The sequence below is a fragment of the Bradyrhizobium erythrophlei genome (genome assembly GCF_900129505.1).
GTDB classification, from domain to species: Bacteria; Pseudomonadota; Alphaproteobacteria; order Rhizobiales; family Xanthobacteraceae; genus Bradyrhizobium; species Bradyrhizobium erythrophlei_D.
In genome coordinates, this window is record NZ_LT670818.1 from 6,617,879 (window position 1) to 6,635,018 (window position 17,140).

17 protein-coding genes are annotated in these 17,140 nt (G+C 64.2%); 9 read left to right on the forward strand and 8 right to left on the reverse strand.

The window, feature by feature from the left end:
• Positions 1 to 40: 40 nt before the first annotated feature.
• The 5 genes from pbpC to B5525_RS30770 all read left to right on the forward strand — a co-directional run bounded on the left by pbpC (position 41) and on the right by B5525_RS30770 (position 5,930).
• The gene (pbpC, locus tag B5525_RS30750) at positions 41 to 2,149 is read left to right on the forward strand and encodes a penicillin-binding protein 1C (RefSeq protein ID WP_425305224.1); all 2,109 of its coding nucleotides are present in this window, start codon (positions 41 to 43) and stop codon (positions 2,147 to 2,149) included.
• A 51-nt stretch (positions 2,150 to 2,200) separates the two neighbouring features.
• Positions 2,201 to 3,943: an ArnT family glycosyltransferase gene (locus tag B5525_RS30755; protein ID WP_079569365.1), complete on the forward strand. Its 1,743-nt coding sequence runs from the start codon at positions 2,201 to 2,203 to the stop codon at positions 3,941 to 3,943.
• Between the two features lies 1 nt (position 3,944).
• Entirely contained in the window at positions 3,945 to 4,787 is an 843-nt protein-coding gene (locus B5525_RS30760; protein ID WP_079569366.1) for a phosphatase PAP2 family protein, read from the forward strand.
• Between the two features lie 70 nt (positions 4,788 to 4,857).
• Positions 4,858 to 5,604, forward strand: coding sequence for a glycosyltransferase family 2 protein (locus tag B5525_RS30765; protein WP_244567645.1), 747 nt, complete (start codon positions 4,858 to 4,860; stop codon positions 5,602 to 5,604).
• The gene (locus B5525_RS30770; RefSeq protein ID WP_079569369.1) at positions 5,601 to 5,930 is read left to right on the forward strand and encodes a lipid-A-disaccharide synthase N-terminal domain-containing protein; all 330 of its coding nucleotides are present in this window, start codon (positions 5,601 to 5,603) and stop codon (positions 5,928 to 5,930) included. The genes B5525_RS30765 and B5525_RS30770 overlap by 4 nt, the downstream gene beginning before the upstream one ends.
• A gap of 6 nt (positions 5,931 to 5,936) precedes the next feature.
• Here B5525_RS30770 and B5525_RS30775 read toward each other — a convergent pair whose 3' ends face one another.
• Positions 5,937 to 7,625: a Na/Pi cotransporter family protein gene (locus B5525_RS30775; protein WP_079569371.1), complete on the reverse strand. Its 1,689-nt coding sequence runs from the start codon at positions 7,623 to 7,625 to the stop codon at positions 5,937 to 5,939.
• 59 nt (positions 7,626 to 7,684) lie between these two features.
• Positions 7,685 to 7,864 carry a hypothetical protein gene (locus B5525_RS45570; protein WP_172900006.1) on the reverse strand — a complete coding sequence of 60 codons (180 nt, stop codon included), beginning with the start codon at positions 7,862 to 7,864 and terminating at the stop codon, positions 7,685 to 7,687.
• Positions 7,865 to 7,904: 40 nt separating this feature from the next.
• On the opposite strand from B5525_RS45570, the gene B5525_RS30780 reads away from it, so the two are divergent.
• Positions 7,905 to 8,321, forward strand: a complete 417-nt coding sequence (locus tag B5525_RS30780; protein WP_172900007.1) for a lysozyme inhibitor LprI family protein — start codon at positions 7,905 to 7,907, stop codon at positions 8,319 to 8,321.
• Here the strand turns inward: B5525_RS30780 and B5525_RS44690 are convergent.
• On the reverse strand, positions 8,308 to 8,565 hold the full coding sequence (locus tag B5525_RS44690) for a hypothetical protein (protein ID WP_154073549.1): 258 nt from the start codon (positions 8,563 to 8,565) through the stop codon (positions 8,308 to 8,310). The two genes, B5525_RS30780 and B5525_RS44690, sit on opposite strands and share 14 nt — an antisense overlap.
• 83 nt (positions 8,566 to 8,648) lie before the next feature.
• Here B5525_RS44690 and B5525_RS30785 point away from each other — a divergent pair, with 83 nt between their 5' ends.
• A complete protein-coding gene (locus B5525_RS30785) occupies positions 8,649 to 8,894 on the forward strand; it encodes a PilZ domain-containing protein (RefSeq protein ID WP_079574008.1) in 246 nt (81 codons plus the stop codon).
• A 181-nt stretch (positions 8,895 to 9,075) separates the two neighbouring features.
• Positions 9,076 to 9,888, forward strand: a complete 813-nt coding sequence (locus B5525_RS30790) for a tetratricopeptide repeat protein (RefSeq protein ID WP_079569374.1) — start codon at positions 9,076 to 9,078, stop codon at positions 9,886 to 9,888.
• Positions 9,889 to 9,954: 66 nt separating this feature from the next.
• On the opposite strand, the gene B5525_RS30795 is transcribed toward B5525_RS30790, so the two are convergent.
• The 5 genes from B5525_RS30795 to metC form a co-directional block, all read right to left on the reverse strand.
• Positions 9,955 to 11,217 (reverse strand): AAA family ATPase, encoded by a 1,263-nt coding sequence (locus tag B5525_RS30795; RefSeq protein WP_079569375.1) that lies wholly within the window; start codon positions 11,215 to 11,217, stop codon positions 9,955 to 9,957.
• Entirely contained in the window at positions 11,214 to 11,954 is a 741-nt protein-coding gene (locus tag B5525_RS30800; RefSeq protein ID WP_079574010.1) for a CpaD family pilus assembly protein, read from the reverse strand. Before B5525_RS30800 ends, B5525_RS30795 begins: the two co-directional genes overlap by 4 nt.
• A gap of 39 nt (positions 11,955 to 11,993) precedes the next feature.
• Entirely contained in the window at positions 11,994 to 13,460 is a 1,467-nt protein-coding gene (locus tag B5525_RS30805) for a type II and III secretion system protein family protein (protein WP_079574012.1), read from the reverse strand.
• 17 nt (positions 13,461 to 13,477) lie between these two features.
• Entirely contained in the window at positions 13,478 to 14,281 is an 804-nt protein-coding gene (gene cpaB, locus B5525_RS30810) for a Flp pilus assembly protein CpaB (protein ID WP_079569377.1), read from the reverse strand.
• Positions 14,282 to 14,592: 311 nt separating this feature from the next.
• Entirely contained in the window at positions 14,593 to 15,786 is a 1,194-nt protein-coding gene (metC, locus tag B5525_RS30815) for a cystathionine beta-lyase (RefSeq protein WP_079569379.1), read from the reverse strand.
• 331 nt (positions 15,787 to 16,117) lie between these two features.
• Between metC and B5525_RS30820 the strand changes: the two genes are divergently transcribed.
• The gene (locus B5525_RS30820; RefSeq protein ID WP_079569380.1) at positions 16,118 to 17,134 is read left to right on the forward strand and encodes an amino acid ABC transporter substrate-binding protein; all 1,017 of its coding nucleotides are present in this window, start codon (positions 16,118 to 16,120) and stop codon (positions 17,132 to 17,134) included.
• Positions 17,135 to 17,140: the final 6 nt, after the last annotated feature.

Sequence of the window (17,140 nt, forward strand, 5' to 3'; positions counted from 1 at the left end):
GTCCCGGGCATCCACGACTTTTACTTCCAAAAAGGAAGACGTGGATGGCCGGGGCAAGCCCGGCCACGACGGTGTTGGTAAAGGGCGCATCGTTCGGATCGCTGGAATTGCATTCGCGTTCGTCTTCCTGGCCGTCGCGGCCTTCTCGGCCTGGGTGATCTCTCTGGGTCCGTTGCCGCTGGCCCAAACGCGGCAGGTCTCCACCACGATCGTCGATCGCAACGGCAAGCTGTTGCGCGCTTACGCCATGGCCGACGGCCGCTGGCGGCTGCCGGTCGCTGCCAGGACCAGCGTCGATCCCGGCTATCTCAAGCTGTTGCTGGCCTACGAAGACCGACGTTTCTATTCCCATGCCGGCGTCGATCCGCTCGCGCTCGGCCGCGCCGCGTTCCTGCTGGCCACCCGAGGCCACATCGTCTCCGGAGGCTCCACCATCACCATGCAACTGGCGCGGCTTTTGGAGCCGCGGCGCGAGCGATCGGTTTACGCCAAACTGCGCCAGATGGTCCGCGCGTTCGAACTCGAGGGGAAACTGACAAAGGACCAGATCCTCGATCTCTATCTGACGCTGGCGCCGTATGGCGGCAATCTCGAGGGCATTCGCGCCGCATCGATCGCCTATTTCGGCAAGGAGCCGAAGCGATTGTCGCTGGCGGAAGCGGCGCTGCTGGTGGCGCTGCCGCAGTCGCCGGAGACCCGCAGGCTCGATCGCCATCCCGATGCGGCGCGCGCAGGCCGCGACCGCGTGCTCGACCGCATGGTCGAAGAGCATCAGATCTCGGCGGAAGATGCCGCGCAGGCCAGGGCGCTGCCGGTGCCGCGGCTGCGCAAACCGATGCCGATCCTCGCGCCGCATTCCGCCGATGCCGCCATGGCGACCGTGAAGGACACCGAAATCATCAGGCTGACGCTGGATTCGAGCCTGCAAAAGGTGCTGGAAGCGCTGGCGCGCGACCGCGCGCAGGCCCTGGATCCGAACGTTTCCGTCGGCATCCTCGCGGTGGACAATGCCAGCGGTGAGGTGCTGGCGCGGGTCGGCTCGCCGGATTATTTCGACGACAGACGGGCTGGGCAGGTCGACATGACTCGCGCGTTGCGCTCGCCGGGATCGACGCTGAAGCCGTTCATCTATGGCCTCGCCTTTGAAGACGGTTTTGTGCACCCGGAAAGCCTGATCGACGACCGGCCGATCCGCTTCGGCTCCTACGCGCCGGAAAATTTCGACATGACCTTTCAGGGTACGGTGCCGGTGCGCAAGGCACTGCAACTTTCCCTGAACGTGCCCGCCATCGTCTTGCTCGACCGCGTCGGCGCCAGCCGCCTGACGTCGCGCCTCAAGCAGGCCGGCACCAATCTGGTGCTGCCGAAAGACGAGGCACCCGGGCTCGCGATGGGTCTCGGCGGCGTCGGCATCACCCTGCAGGATCTGGTGCAGCTCTATTGCGGGTTGGCGCGGCTCGGCAACACCAAGCCGCTGCGCGAGATCGGAAGCGACCCGGAGCGCGAATCCCTGAGGCTGATGGACCAGGTCGCGGCCTGGCAGGTCGGCAATGTGCTGATGGGCACGCCGCCGCCGGAAAACGCCCCCCACAACCGGATCGCGTTCAAGACCGGTACCAGCTACGGCTATCGCGATGCCTGGTCGATCGGTTTCGACGGCCGCATGACCATCGGCGTCTGGGTCGGACGTCCCGACGGCGCGCCGGTGGCGGGGCTGGTCGGACGGACCGCGGCGGCGCCGATCCTGTTCGATGCGTTCGCCCGTACCGGCAAACTGCCGGTGCCGCTGCCGAAGCCTCCCAGGGGGACACTGGTGGCAAGCAATGTCAGGCTCCCGCTGCCACTGCAGCGGTTCCGGCCAGTCGGGGAACTCGTTCGCACCGGCGGCGCGCGGGCACCCCATATCCAGTTCCCCCTGAACGGCTCGCGGATCGAAATCGGCGGTTCCGGTGGCCCCCAGGCGTCCGCGATGCCGGTCAAGGTCGCCGGCGGTGTGGTTCCGATGACAATGCTGGTGAATGGGGTCTCGGTTGGGGAAATCGACGGCCGGCGCCAGCGCCTGATCGATCCGCCCGGCCCGGGCTTTACCCGATTGACGGTCATCGACGCTACGGGCGCTGCGGACACAGTTGTCATCAGAGTTCAATAAAAGGCCGCTAAGCGGTTGTCGGGATGGTGGTTTCAGCGTATGCGGAAACCAATGGTCGAGACCTATGCCCGCCCCCGATTTGGAGAGCCGCGCGAGCCGAAGAACCGGGTAAATCCGGGTAGCAGGTTTGTCGGGGCGATCGACTTTGCCGCGGGAAGCCACCTGCGCGCCGTCATCTTCCTGCTGTTGTGCGGCCTCGTGCTGTTTCTCCCGGGATTCTTCAACATCCCGCCGATTGATCGCGATGAGGCGCGGTTCGCGCAGGCGACCAAGCAAATGGTCGAAACCGGCGATTTCGTCGATATCCGTTTCCAGGACGACGTGCGCTACAAGAAGCCGGTGGGGATCTATTGGCTGCAGGCGGCGAGCGTCGAGGCCGCTTCCGCATTGGGGCTGCCGCGGGCACAGCTTCGCATCTGGTTGTATCGCGTCCCTTCGCTGATCGGCGCGATTGGCGCGGTGCTGCTGACCTACTGGACAGCGCTCGCCTTCGTCACCCGGCGCGGAGCCATCTTCGCCGGTCTCATCCTGTGCAGTTCGGTACTGCTCGGCGTCGAGGCGCGGCTCGCCAAGACCGACGCCATGCTGCTCCTGACCGTGGTCGCGGCGATGGGCGCGCTGGCGCGGGTCTACCTGTCCTGGCAGCGCGGCGAGGATCCCGAGCGCCCGCCGTGGTCGTGGCCCTTGATCTTCTGGACCGCATTGGCCGGCGGCATCCTGCTCAAGGGACCGCTGATCCTGATGTTTGTCGCGCTGACGATCGCGACACTGGCGATCCTCGACCGTTCGGCCGCCTGGCTCTGGCGGCTGCGCCCGGTATTGGGGCTGATGTGGATGCTGGTTCTGGTGCTGCCCTGGTTCATCGCGATCTTCTGGCGCGCCGGGGACGCATTCTTCGCGGATTCGATCGGCGGCGACATGCTGAGCAAGCTGGCGGCGCAGGAATCCCACGGCGCGCCGCCCGGTCTCTATTTGCTGCTGTTCTGGGTGACGTTCTGGCCGGGCGCGGCGCTCGCCGGAATGGCAGCGCCCGCGGTCTGGCGGGCGCGGCGCGAGCCTGGCGCGCAGTTTCTGTTGGCTTGGCTGATCCCGTCCTGGATCGTGTTCGAACTGGTGCTGACAAAACTGCCGCATTACGTGCTGCCGCTCTATCCGGCGATCGCGATCCTCACCGTCGGCGCGCTGGAGCGCCGCGTGCTGTCGCGCTCATGGCTGCGGCGCGGCGCCGCCTGGTGGTTCGTGATCCCGGCTGGGGCCTCGGTCATCGCGGTGATCGGCGCCATCACGCTGACGCGTCAGCCGGTGTTTCTGGCATGGCCGTTCGTGGGGGCAGCGATGATCTTCGGACTGTTCGCCTGGTGGCTCTATGACGACAACCGCGCCGAACGCTCGCTGCTCAACGCCGTGGCCGCGGCGATGTTCCTGGCCATGGCGGTCTACGGCGTCGTGGTACCGGCGTTGACGCCGGTGTTTCCCAGCGCGGAGATCGCACGCGCGCTGCGCAACGTCGTCTGCGTCGGGCCGAAAGCCGCCGCGGCCGGCTTCCACGAGCCGAGCCTGGTGTTCATGAACGGCAGCGAAACGCTGCTGACGGACGGTTCGGGTGCTGCGGATTTCCTGGGTCAGGGCAGTTGCCGGTTCGCGCTGGTGGAGCAGCGCTCCGAACGCGGTTTTGCCGCGCGCGCCGAAGCGATCGGGCTGCGTTACAACGTCGCCACCCGCATCGACGGCTACAACATCTCGCAAGGGCGAGCGATCTCAATTGCGATCTTCCGTTCCGAAGGCACGGAATAACGTGTCCGTCCCGGCCGGCATCGGCGATTCCCCAAGCTATTCTGCAGGCCTGTTCGCGCTGGCGCGACTGTCGCTCTGGCAAATCGTGCGTCCGCCGTCGCATTCGCGGCGCGCCGAGGCGGCGCGCAGACTGGCCCGGCACAGCCTGCTGATCACAGCGATCCTTGCTGCTGCGATCATTGCGCTGATGGTTTGGCTCGATGCACGAGAGATCGGCTGGATGCCGGCGCGCGGCACGCCGGGCCTTTGGCCGGTTCGAATCCTGACCGATTTCGGCAAGGACGCCTATGTGCTGTGGGTCCTGGCGGCGATGTTGCTGGTCGTAACACTAGTTGCCGCGGGCTTGCGGGGAACTTCGCGGGCGCAATGGCTCGTCTTCGGGCTGCGATTGCAATTTGTATTTTTCGCGCTGTTGCTATCGCTGCTGGCCGGCGAATTGATAAAATGGGTCGTCGGACGGGGCCGGCCGTTCGTCGGGGGCCACGCCAATCCCTACAACTTTGCACCCTTTGCCGGAACCGAGGCCTATGCCAGCTTTCCGTCGGCGCACGTCATCACGGCCGCTGCGCTGGCCTTCGCGGTGTCCGCGGTTTGGCCGCGCGTCCGGGTCGCGATGATCGTCTATGCGCTGTTGATCGCCGCAACCCGCCTGGTGCTGCTCGCCCATCATCCCAGCGACGTGGTCGCGGGCGCCCTGATCGGCGTGGTCGGCGCCATGGCCGTGCGGTATTGGTTCGCCGCGCGCCGCCTCGGCTTCGCCATCCATCGCAATGGCGAAATCGTGCCGCTGCGGAGCCTTTCCGGGCAGCGCAAAAGGGTTGCCCGCGAGGCCCCGGCCCCATAAGAAGCGGACGCCAAAACCGGCGGACGGCAGGCGTCACCGGTGATAGCCCATTCAAACGGTGAGCGTGGATTTGCCTCTTTCTGACATAGCCGCGGTGGCCGTTTCCATCGTCGTTCCCGTGCGCAACGAGGCCGAGAATATCAGCCCGCTGATCGCCGAAATCGCCACCGCGCTGGACGGCCGATGGGTATATGAAATCATCTATGTCAATGACGGCTCGACGGATGCGACCGCGGCCCGGCTTGCGGCCGAGATGAAGAGCCGCGGCAATCTGCGCCAGATCCGTCACGCGGCATCCGCGGGCCAGTCGGCGGCGGTGCGCAGCGGGGTGGGCGCCGCGCGCGGCGCCATCGTGGCGACGCTCGACGGCGACGGCCAGAACAATCCGGCATTCCTCCCCGAACTGATCGCGGCGATCGAAAAGGGCGGCGAGCGTGTCGGCCTCGTTGCCGGCCAACGGATTGGCCGCAAGGATACCGGTTTCAAGAAGCTCCAGTCGCGCATCGCCAACGGTATCCGCAACGCCATCCTGCACGACGGCACCCGCGACACCGGCTGCGGCCTGAAGGCGTTCCGGCGCGAGGTGTTTCTGATGATGCCTTATTTCGACGGGCTGCATCGCTTCCTGCCGGCGCTGATGCGCCGCGAGGGCTACGAGATCGCCTATGTCGACGTGATCGACCGGCCGCGCCATTCCGGCGTGTCAAACTATGGTTTCTTCGACCGGCTATGGATCGGAATCATGGATCTCGCCGGCGTGTGGTGGCTGATCCGCCGCAAGAAACCGACACCTGTTGCGACCGAGGTAACCTCATGAGCGAACTATTCAATAACCTCGCCAGCTACCTGCACGATGTCTTCGTCATCAAATTCGATGCCTGGGTGATCCTGGGGTTCGTGGCGCAGGGATTTTTCACCATGCGATTCGTGGTGCAGTGGATCGCTTCGGAGCGCGCACGCAAGAGTGTGATGCCGGTGGCGTTCTGGTTCTTCTCGATCGGCGGCGGCGCACTGCTGCTGGTCTATGCGCTGTATCGCAGGGATCCGGTGTTCATCGCCGGCCAGGCGCTCGGGCTCGTGGTCTACATTCGCAACCTGTATTTCATCATCGTCAACGGACGGCAGGCCTCCGCCAGCAATTGATTCCAGCTAGCGCGGCAGGGGCTGCGCGGTCGCAGGCATGGCCGCCTCGCTTTCGGCCTTGCGGTGCGCCGGCAATTCCCCGGCGGCGTCGAGCACGGGATAGGCCACCGAGCAGATATGGGAGTGGATTCGCCGGAGGTCGCGCAGCACGTCGAGATGCAGCGAGGTGGTCTCGATGGTCTCGGGCCGGCCCTCGCGCAGACGGTCCAGATGCCGTTCGGTGGCGGCAAGCTCGGCGTTGCGCAGCAGCGCTTTCTCGGCAAGCAGTTTGCGCGCCTCATTGACGTCGCCCGACATGAAGACCCCGAACGCGATCCGGAGCGAATCCGCCGTTCGCTTGTGGAATGCCGACAGTTCTTCGGCGCCTTCCGGCGAAAACTGGAACCGCCGCTTTATCTTTTTGGTGGCGAGTTCGCTCAGGTTCTTGTCGATGATATCGCCGATGTGCTCGAGATTGATGGCGAAGGAGATGATTTCCATCGCCCGCTGCCCTTCGCGCTCATCCAGACTGCCGCGGGTCAATTTGGTCACGTAGAGCTTGATTGCCTCGTCGAGACCGTCGACCGCATTGTCCATCCGCGACACCTGATCGACCAGGGCACGGTCGTTGGTCATCATCGCCGCCATCACCTTGCGCAGCATAATCTCGACGTGGTCACCCATATGCAGGGTTTCGCGCGCGGCGTCCGCCAGAGCGAGCGAAGGGGTTTCCAGCGCGCTCTCGTCGAGGTAGCGCGGCCGCGACGGATCGGTCTCCTGGACACGGTCCGGAAGCAGCTTCTTGAGCAGCGTCGCCAGGCCGTCGAGCAGGCCGATGAAGATGATTGCGGTCGCGACATTGAATGCGATGTGAAATTCCGCCGTCAGCTTGGCGAGGTCAGGCTGCCAGGCCAGCAACAATTCGGTGATCGGACGTAGGAACGGTGCGATCAGCAGCACGCCGGCCAGCCGATTGATGAGATTGCCGAGCGGCAGCCGGTAGCTTGCGGGGTTGTCGCGGCGCGCGCCCTCGATCAGCGGATTGATCGCGCTGCCGAGATTGGCGCCGAGCACCAGAGCCAGTCCTGCGGCCGGCGAGATGAACTGCGCATAGGCCAGCGACATCACGAGGAGCACGCTGGCCACGCTGGAATGCACGATCCAGGTGACGATCGCCCCAATGACGATACAAAGCACGGGATCGCCGGTGATCGCATTCATGAACACGCGCACGCCGGGCGCGTTCTCGGCCGGCGCCAGCGTGTCGAGCAGAATATGCAGCGCCAGCAGCATCAGGCCGAGACCGATCGAGACGCGGCCGATGTCCTTGATGCGCGAGCGCGGGCCGGTGCGAAACGCGACCAGGCCCACAATGAAGAGCACCGGTGCTGCTGCGGCGATGTTGAACGACAGGATCTGGACGATCAGCGTGGTGCCGACATTGGCGCCGAGCATGATCGCGAGCGCCGGAACCAGGCCGACCAGCCCTTCGGCGGTGAACGAACTCGTGATCAGCGCGGTCGCGGTGCTGCTCTGGAGCAGCGCCGTCAGGCCGATGCCCGCCGCAAAGGCGGTGAAGCGGTTGTTCAGGGCTTTCGCCAGCAGCCGGCGGAGATCGGGCCCGAACGCGCGCAGAACCCCGCTGTGGACCATGTGCAGGCCCCACAGCAGCAGCGCCACGCCGCCCATCAGGTCGAGAAGAACCAGGCTTCCCATGATCGTCCGCCGTCTCCAATTCCGGTCGAAAGTTCAGGCTATCGGCAAATGACGGCGGATCAATCCTTTATTTTCGGCGGGGAGTGCGGAAAAAAAACGGCGTCGCGCGACAGGGTGATCACGGGCCGGCGCGGTTGAACCCGCTGGAACACCTGGGCGACCAACCGGTCCGTGGCGCATTTGGGAAGAATGAAGATGAGGTCTCCGTTCGGGCCGTTGATTACAGCCTTGATCTGCATCGCCGGTCTTGGTCTTGCGGCTGAACCAAGCCAGGCGGAGATGCGAAAACCTACGGCAAAAGAGACTGCCGCGATCCGCGATTGCGCGGCCAGGAACGCCGATGATCTCGATGCAGGCGAGCGGCAGTGTCTGTTCGATCTCGTCGTCGATCCCTGCGCCAACAGCAAATCGTCAGATGCCGGCAAGGCGGTCGTGGTGGAATGTTATCTCGTGGAGAATTCGATCTGGGACGCATTGCTCAACGAAAACTACAAGAGCCTGCTTGAGACGGTGGATGACGGCCAGACCGCCAAGGCGCGCGCCATGCAGCGCGCATGGAGCGCTTATCGCGACACGACCTGCCAGTTCTATGACGACAAGATCCAGGGATCGATGTCGGTCACCATGCATGCCGCCTGCGTGACCCGCGAGTCGGCGCAGCGGGCGATGCCGCTCAAATTCTTCAGCCGGTTGTGAAAGCCAAGGCCCGGTATTCAAGGCTCGGTAATTTCCGGGCACGAACAGGCTCAACTCCGCCGGCGCCAAACAAAAACGCGTCAGGGTTACCAACCCGCGCGCCGTCGTAACCGTGCCGGGCGACGACGAAGCCGATCGCCGGTGGTTTACCCGGCGATTTGCCGCTTTTGGCGGTGGTTCGGCAATTGGCGGCGAAACTCGGTAAAAGGAACTCAAACAGAACAGATACATTGCAAGAGGTCACGCTAGGCAAATTCCAATGAGTCTTCTGTAAAAAGCAATCTGGGAACCCCGATGGACCATTATCGAGCAAGGGGAAGGATCGACATGCTGGCAAATCGTCGTAGAAGCGAACGTCTATCGTGCAGGCGGCTCGCAAAAATTCAGTTCGGAACGGGCGGGCTGCCGCGCGACTGCACCATCACGGATATATCGGACGGCGGCGTCAAGGTCGTCGCCGAACATCTCGATATTCCCGCCGAGTTCACCATCATCCTGTCGGAAGGTCGCCCGCGCCAATGCAAGCTGGCGTGGCGGATCGGCTGCGAATTCGGCGCTCAATTCGTCGATTAGATCGAAAATCCCCCGCAGGACATCGAGGCCGGCTGAAGCTTTCGGTCGGCCGCCGCGGAATCAACTTCAGCGAATTCGTTCGGCGCGTCCGCGAGGCAAGCCGGGCATAGCGGGCGGTTAACGGGAATTTAGGGTTAACCGGTGCATCTGTGGTCGGTCGCCGACCTCAGGTCCCAGGTAAATGCTCCGGCAGTCGCTCCAGTCATACGGCTCCGCGAGACATCTCGCCTCGGTTCTATCGGCCGCGATGCTGGCGATGGGGCTGTGCAGCTGCCAGATCGATGGAGCCCCTGACATCACGGGCTCGCTCGGTGAGCAAGCCGAGGCAAGTCGTGCTGCCGACCCGCGCCGTGACGTCGATTCGTATGGCGAGCGCTTTCGCGCCAACCCCGGGGATGCCGAGGCGGCGCTGCAATATGCAAAGGCGCTGCGCGCCACGGGGCAGCGCGCCCAGGCAGTCGCCGTGCTCGAGCAGGCCACGCTGGCCCGACCGGACAACAAGGCGCTGCTGGCCGGATACGGGCGGGCGCTGGCGGATAACGGCAATTTCGAGCAGGCCTTCGGCGTGCTCGGCCGCGCCCACAGCCCCGACAATCCCGATTGGCGGATCCTCTCGGTTCAAGGCGCCGTGCTCGATCAACTCGGTCGCTATGAGGAAGCGCGGCAATATTATGCGAGCGCGCTGAAGATCGCGCCGGATGAACCTTCGGTGCTGTCCAATCTCGGCCTTTCCTACATGCTCTCGAAGGACCTGCCCAAAGCGGAGGAGACCTTGCGCCACGCCTCTGGCCGCGCCGGCGCCAGCCCGCGCGTGCGGCAGAATTTGGCGCTGGTGGTCGGCTTGCAGGGCCGCCTGGCCGAAGCTGAAACCATCGTGAAGGCCGATCAGCCGGCCGGGGAGGCGGAGGCGAACGTCGCTTTCCTCAACCGGCTATTGTCCCGCAAGGATGGCGCGCGCGCCGAGGCCGATAGCGCGAAAGCGACCGCGCGCTAGCTTGCTTTCAAGCAAAGTGGATCAATCCGGCGCTCCGGTTCTGATTCAGTCAGAACCGATCATGCCCTAGGCCCGCAACTTCCTGAGAATCGGCGACAGGAACGAGCGCCGCGGCTTCTTGATCTCGCTGCGGCCCGTCATCCGGTGCGCGATCTGCAGGAACAAATCGGTGGTGCGATGGCGCGCGGAGATTTCCGCGATCATCTGGCCGTTATTGGCGGCGGTTCCGAATAATTTCGGATCGAACGGTATGGAGGCGATCGGCTTGCTCTCGATGGTCTTGGCAAACCCCTTCGCGTCGATCTCCGGTCGCTTCGGCATGCCAACCTGATTGAGACAATAGAGCGGCGCGTGGTCGTTGGGCCGCGCCGCTTTCAGCAGGCTCAGCATGTTCTTGGCGTTGCGCAGGTTGGCGAGGTCAGGCTCAGCCACGATCAGGATATCGTCTGCGCTGACCAGCGCGCGCCGGGCCCATCCCGACCACTGATGCGGGACGTCCAGCACGATGCATGGCGTCGTCATGCGCAAGGTATCGAAGATCGCATCGAAGGCCTGTTCGCCCAGATCGTAGACGCGCTCAAGCGTCGCCGGCGCCGCCAGCAACGAGAGGCGGTCGGTGCACTTCGCCATCAGCCGTTCGATCAGTGCGGTATCGGGCCGGTCCGGCGAGAACACCGCATTGGCGATGCCCTGCACCGGATCCTTGTTGTAGTCGAGACTGGCGGTTCCGAAGGCGAGGTCGAGATCGATCACCACGGAATCCAGCGCCAGATCGCGCGCGATCGCCCAGGCCACGTTGTGCGCGACGGTGGAGGCACCGACGCCGCCTTTTGCCCCGACGACGGCGATGATGCGGCCGACGGCGATCGCTTCCGATGCCGAGAACAGGCTGCAAATCGAGCGGACGACGTCGAGCGGCCCGACCGGTCCGATGACGTAGTCGTTGACGCCGCGCCGTACCAGTTCGCGATACGGTGCGACGTCGTTGGCGCCGCCGATTACGACGACACGGGTTCCGGGATCGCAGACCGTCGCGAGCTCATCGAGGCCGGCCAGGATATCGTTGTTGGCTTCGGTCTCCAGGATGATCACGTTCGGGGTCGGCTGGGTGTGATAGGTCTCGATGGCGGCTGCGATGCCGCCCATCTTGACCGTGAGATGCACCTTGGCAAGGCGGCGGTCGTCGCCTGCTGCTTGCGCTGCAGCGGCGGTTTCCGCGGTCGAGCAAAAGGCCTGCACCGACACCCGAGGCGCCGGAGAGATGTAGTCGTTCGCGGTCGGGGCCGGGAAGTCCGGCTCTTCTTCTGGGATTTGGCGTGCGCTGATCATTTGCCTGTATCGCTAAGTTTAGCCTTGTCGCTTTCGGGATAGTTGGTCGTGGTCGTCTCGCCCTTGCGATATTTCTCGAACGCAGTCGTGCGCCGCACCGTGTAGGCGGCGGTCTCGGACCGGGGTTGCTCGAGGTCGGCCGGGTTGTCGATCATCGCAGCGAGGTCGCGCTGGGAAGCGCAACCGAAATTGTAGTAATCCTTGTTCTGGGAATAGCCGTTATTCAGGAGCGTCGGCCCGAGATCGTCCGGCCACAGCCCGCAGGGTCCGGCGACCGCGGCGATCCGGGGATAACTCAGCCTGATCGTCGCCAGCGTTCGAGGATCGGCGGGATGGTAGTTGCGCATCGTAATGGCGCGGGGAGGCACGCCGCCCGCCGCGAGCAGCGAGCGAATTTCCGCGTAGGCGCTGGCCGCGGCGCGCGCGTTCGGCGTGTCGAGCGGCACGTCGGCCACGATGGTGCCGGTTCCTTCGCGGACCCACGTCTGAGCCAGTCCGAGGACGTCGGCGCGCTGGGGAGCGGACAGCCCGCCGCGCGCATGACCGACGAAGACAACGATCGAGCGGTCGGCTTCCTGCACCGCGATGGGATGACGCAGGCGATAGTCGTCGGGGACGCTCGCCGTCACGAGCTCGCCGCCGGTGTAGTTGCATGCGCCCAGCGCGACGGAAAGACCGGCGAGTGCGCCCAGGTGGCGCAGGGTCCGATGGCGATCGGCCGCTGTCATGTTTGTCATCGTTCCGTCCTCGTCCCGCATGGGTCAGGCAGTTGCGTCTCAGTCGATGATGAAACCGAAATTGGGCTGGTAGTTGCCGACCGGCTCGACGCGGGCGGCGACACCGTAGATGCGATTGATCTGGCCCAGCAGCGCCGATTGCGCATCGGTCGCCGGTGCAAAGCCGTCATCGGGACGCGACAACTCCTTCTGGGCCACCGCCCGAACGATATAGGGCGTGACGATGACCATCAGTTCGGTCTGGTGGTTGACGTAGTCCTGGCTCCGGAACAGCTGTCCAAAAATCGGCACCTCGTCGATGCCGGGCAATCCATTGACGGCCTGCTTGGTCTGCTCCTGGATCAGGCCTGCCATCGCTACCGACCCGCCGGAGGGAATCTCCAGCGTGGTTTCGGCGCGGCGGGTCTTGATCGACGGAATCGTGGTCCCACCAGCGCCGCCGGTCAGGGCGTTTTCGGCCGAGACTTCCGACACCTCGGTCATCACCCGCAGGCTGATCCGGCCCTCCGCCAGCACCACCGGCGTGAAGTTGAGCGAGATGCCGAATTTCTTGAAGCTGACGGTCTGGACGCAATTTCCGATCGCACCGTTCGTCGTCGTCTGGCAGGTCACGCCGGTCGGAATCGGAAATTCGCCGCCTGAAATGAAGGTCGCGGACTCTCCGGAGATCGCCGTCAGGTTGGGCTCCGCCAACGTCCGTACCACGCCCGCGCTTTCCATCGCGCGCAGGGTTGCGGTGACCGACGGCAGGCCGGCCTTGGTCAAGGCCGACGCGCTCAAGCCGTTGTTGGAGACGAGCGGCCCATTGTTCGCGGTGAACGGGTTGCTGTTGTTGAATTGCACGACCGCGGTGCCGTAGTTCATGCTCGCCGAGAGATCGATGCCCAACTGCTTGATGATCGAGCGCTGGACCTCGGCGACCGTGACTTTCAACATCACCTGGTCGCGTCCACGCACGACGACCGAGTTGACGACCTTGTCGGCACCGCCGACCAGCCGTGCCGCGATATCGCCAGCCTGCTGCGCCTCCACCGGGCTCGCTACCGAGCCGGTCAGAACCACGCCGTCGCCGACGCCCTCGATCTGGATTCCCGGCAGGCTCTGCTGCAAGGCCGCGCGCACGCCGTTGAGATCGCGCTTGACGGCGATGTCATAGGACGCGACCTGCTGACCGTCGGAATCGAAGAACACGACGTTGGTCTGGCCAACCGTCTCACCAATGATGTAGGCGCGCTGCGGCGAGCGGACGACGGCGTTGGCGATCTTGGGATCGGCGACCAGCACATCCTTGATATCGCGCGGCAAATCGACAACCACCGATTTGCCGATGCCCAGCGCAAGAAAATGTGTCTTGGTTGGCCCGCCCGCGGCGGCCGAGATTGTCTTGGAGTCGGCGGCTATCACTGGCGTCAGAGCCGGGCTAAGCGCAAGCGCGGCGACGGCCGAAAACGACAGGGCGCGGACCAGGAAGTCACGCACCATCTGCTGATGTCCAGCGCATTTCATGTCGGACGTCCTTTCGATCACTTCTGTGTCGTCGTCGAACTTGGGACGCCGTAGCGAACCACGTTGACGCTATCGCCCCGCTTCGGGGACTGATCCTGGTCGGGTTTGTTCTCGGCGATGTTGATGTCGGCGATGCTGCGCAGCGCCAGCGACAGGGTGCCGGTCTGGCGTGCGCGGGCGAGTGCTTCCGCCTGTTCGGGTTTCAGCTCGAGCGTGACGGTCTTGCCGAGCACGTTGTTCTGGCCGTCTTTTTCCTTCGGCGCCTGATCGATCGCGAGAACGCGAACGTTTGGCAGAATGATTTCCGAAACGACGACGTCAGGCGAGCTCGGATGGGCCGCATCTTTCTGGCGCTTCGAAAGGATGACGTCGACGCGGTCGTTGGGAAGAATAAAGCCGCCGGCGCCGGTTTCCGGCGAGATTTCGGTCGAGACGGCCCGCATGCCCGTGGGCAGGATCGCGGCCATGAAGCCGGAGCCGTTGGCCTTGACCAGTTTCGCCTCCCGGATCGGCTCGCCGGCGACGAAGGGCGAACGCGCGATCGAGCCGGCGATCTCGTTGGTCGCCCCGGCGCGGTCGGTGCGGCGGATGAAATTGTTGCTTGAGGCTCCGGCCGGCCAGCTTTGCCACTGCAGATTCTCTGGATTGACGGTCTGGCCGAGGCCGATGTCGGACTTTGCGACCAGAACGTCGACGGTCTGCAGGTTCGCGGTCGGGGCGGCCAGGGCGGGCTTGCCGTTGTCCGACCCGCTCGCGAGATAGGCTGCAACGCCGCCCGCACAGAGAGCGATGGTCAGGACGACAATACGTGCGATATTCATACGCTTACTGATTACTCTTACGCTGGGATACTTGAACTCACTGCTGGTAGCAGCCCACCAGCGATGACTAAGCGGTAAAAGTATAAGTGAACTTGCAGCGGGCGCGCGTTTACCGAAACGAAGTCAGGGATTTGTCCTCATGGTGAACGCGGAGTTATCGCTCCAAGGGCGAATCCGTAGATCTCCGGAGCCGTCCGTTGACGGCGCGCGACCTTGAGACTGATGGCGCGTTCGCCCGCGTGACGAAGGAGCGTTCACCGCCGCGATAACGGACTGGGTTCGGGGGGAGGGGGTCTCGCGCGTCGATGCCGTTACGCCGCGTTGAAGGCTTCAAATCCGCGCGCGAGGTCGGCCTTGAGATCCTCGATATTTTCCAGGCCGATATGGAGACGCAAGGTGGGACCGCCTGGCGCCCACGGGGTGGCGGTGCGATATCCCGCGCAGTCGAACGGAATGACCAGGCTCTCGAAGCCGCCCCATGAATAACCCATGCCGAACAACTCGACGGCGTCGAGCAAGGCATCGACGGCCTTTTGCGGCGCGGGCTTCAGAACGATGCTGAACAGGCCGGAGGCGCCGGTAAAATCCCGTTTCCAGATCGCATGGCCTGGATCGCCTTCAAGTGCAGGGTGCAAAACCCGGACGACCTCCGGCCGCGCCGCAAGCCATCGCGCCATCTCGAGCCCGGAACGATGATGCTGCGCCAGCCGCACCGCCAGCGTGCGCAAACCGCGGATCGCCAGGAATACGTCATCCGGCCCGGCACAGACGCCGAGTTGGTGGATCGCCTCGGCCACCAGCGGCCAGGCCCTGGCGTTGGCTGAAATCGTGCCGAACATGATGTCGGAGTGGCCGCCGATATATTTGGTGGCGGCCTGTATGCTGATGTCGACGCCATGCTCCAGCGAGCGGTGAAACAGCGGAGTCGCCCAGGTATTGTCGTCGATGACGAGCGCGCCGTGCGCATGGGCTGCCGAAGCGATCGCGGGGATGTCGGGCATTTCGAAGGATTGCGAGCCCGGCGCTTCGACCAGCACCGCCTTGGTGTTCGGCTTGAACAATCCGGAGATCGCGCCGCCGATCAGGGGATCGAAATAACTGGTCTCGACGCCAAAGCGGGCGAGCAGCCCGCTGCAGAAATTTCGCGTCGGGCGGTAGGCATTGTCGCAGACCAAAAGGTGATCCCCGGCCTTGAGCACCGCGAGCAAGGTCGTAGTGATCGCGGCGAGGCCCGAGGGCGCAAGACCGACGCCGACGCATTGCGGGCCTTCGAGCGCCATCAGCGCCTGCTGCAAGGCCTTGGTGGTTGGCGTCCCGCGGCGGCCATACTGGAACTCGCCGCGATGGGCGTGCAGATCATCCGCGGTCGGATAAAGCACGGTAGAGCCGTGGACGACCGCCGGATTGACAAATCCCTTTTGCGCCCCGGTGTCGCGCCCGGCAGTCACCAGCGTGGTTTCCGCCCTTCGCCGCTTCGATACTCCATCATTTCCCGAGGATTTCATGCGTTTGCTACCAAAGAACTATTGCCGCAGCCACGACGCCGGCGTGTCGCGTACCCGCCAGGCGGCGGAATGGGCCGGGTTTGTTAGTAACAGGACACAGAAGATGGCCGTCAACCCCTTGACCCGGATCGCCAGTCGTTCTGTGATGTGGTGGAGCTATTCAGTCGCTGCACGTTGAGGGGCCTGCCGCGATCTTCGATCCATCGTTTGACCGGACTGCGCGCTAAACTGCCTATCAAACTGGCATTTTGCGCAATGGATCACGGGTTTGGCCCATCGGCGTACGCGACGGCGAGTAAACGTTCCCGCACGACCCTTGAAAGGCTTTGCCATGAAACGCGTATCCCTGGTTTTCACCCTAGTTTTCGCCGCGGCTTTCTCGACCCAGGCCGCAACAGCGCAAACGCTCAAGACGGTCAAGGACCGGGGCATGCTGTCCTGCGGCGTCAGCCAGGGCTTGCCGGGCTTTTCCTCACCCGATGACAAGGGTAACTGGACCGGCCTCGACGTCGATGTCTGCCGCGCGCTCGCCGCCGTCATCTTCGACGACCCCACCAAGATCAAGTTCGTGCCGTTGTCGGCCAAGGATCGCTTCACCGCCCTGCAATCCGGCGAAATCGACGTGCTCTCGCGCAACACGACCTGGACGCTTTCCCGCGATACCTCGCTCGGCGCCAATTTCACCGGGGTGACCTATTACGACGGCCAGGGGTTCCTGGTGAAAAAATCCCTCAAGGTCAATTCCGCCCTGGAGCTGAACAGCGCATCGGTTTGCGTCCAGACCGGCACCACCACCGAGCAGAATCTCGCCGACTACTTCAAGAGCAACAACATGAAGTATGAGGTGATTGCTTTCGCGACCGCGGACGAGACCATCAAGGCCTATGAATCCGGACGTTGTGACGTCTACACGACGGATGTTTCGGGACTTTATGCCGAGCGCCTGAAGCTTGCCAACCCGGCCGATCACGCCGTGCTTCCGGAAGTGATCTCGAAGGAGCCGCTCGGCCCGATGGTGCGCCATGGTGACGACCAGTGGTTCGACCTCGTGAAGTGGACGCTGTTTGCGATGGTCGATGCCGAGGAACTCGGCATTACCCAGAAGAACGTCGACGAGATGGCGAAATCCGACAAGCCGGAGCTCAAGCGCGTGTTCGGCACCGACGGCAATCTCGGCGAATCGCTCGGCGTCACCAAGGACTGGGTGTCGCGGATCGTGAAGGCCGTCGGCAATTACGGCGAATCCTTCGATCGTAACGTCGGCGCCGGCTCCAAGCTCGGCATCGCCCGCGGACTCAACCAGCTCTGGAACAAGGGCGGGATCCAGTACGCGCCGCCGATCCGCTGATCGCCG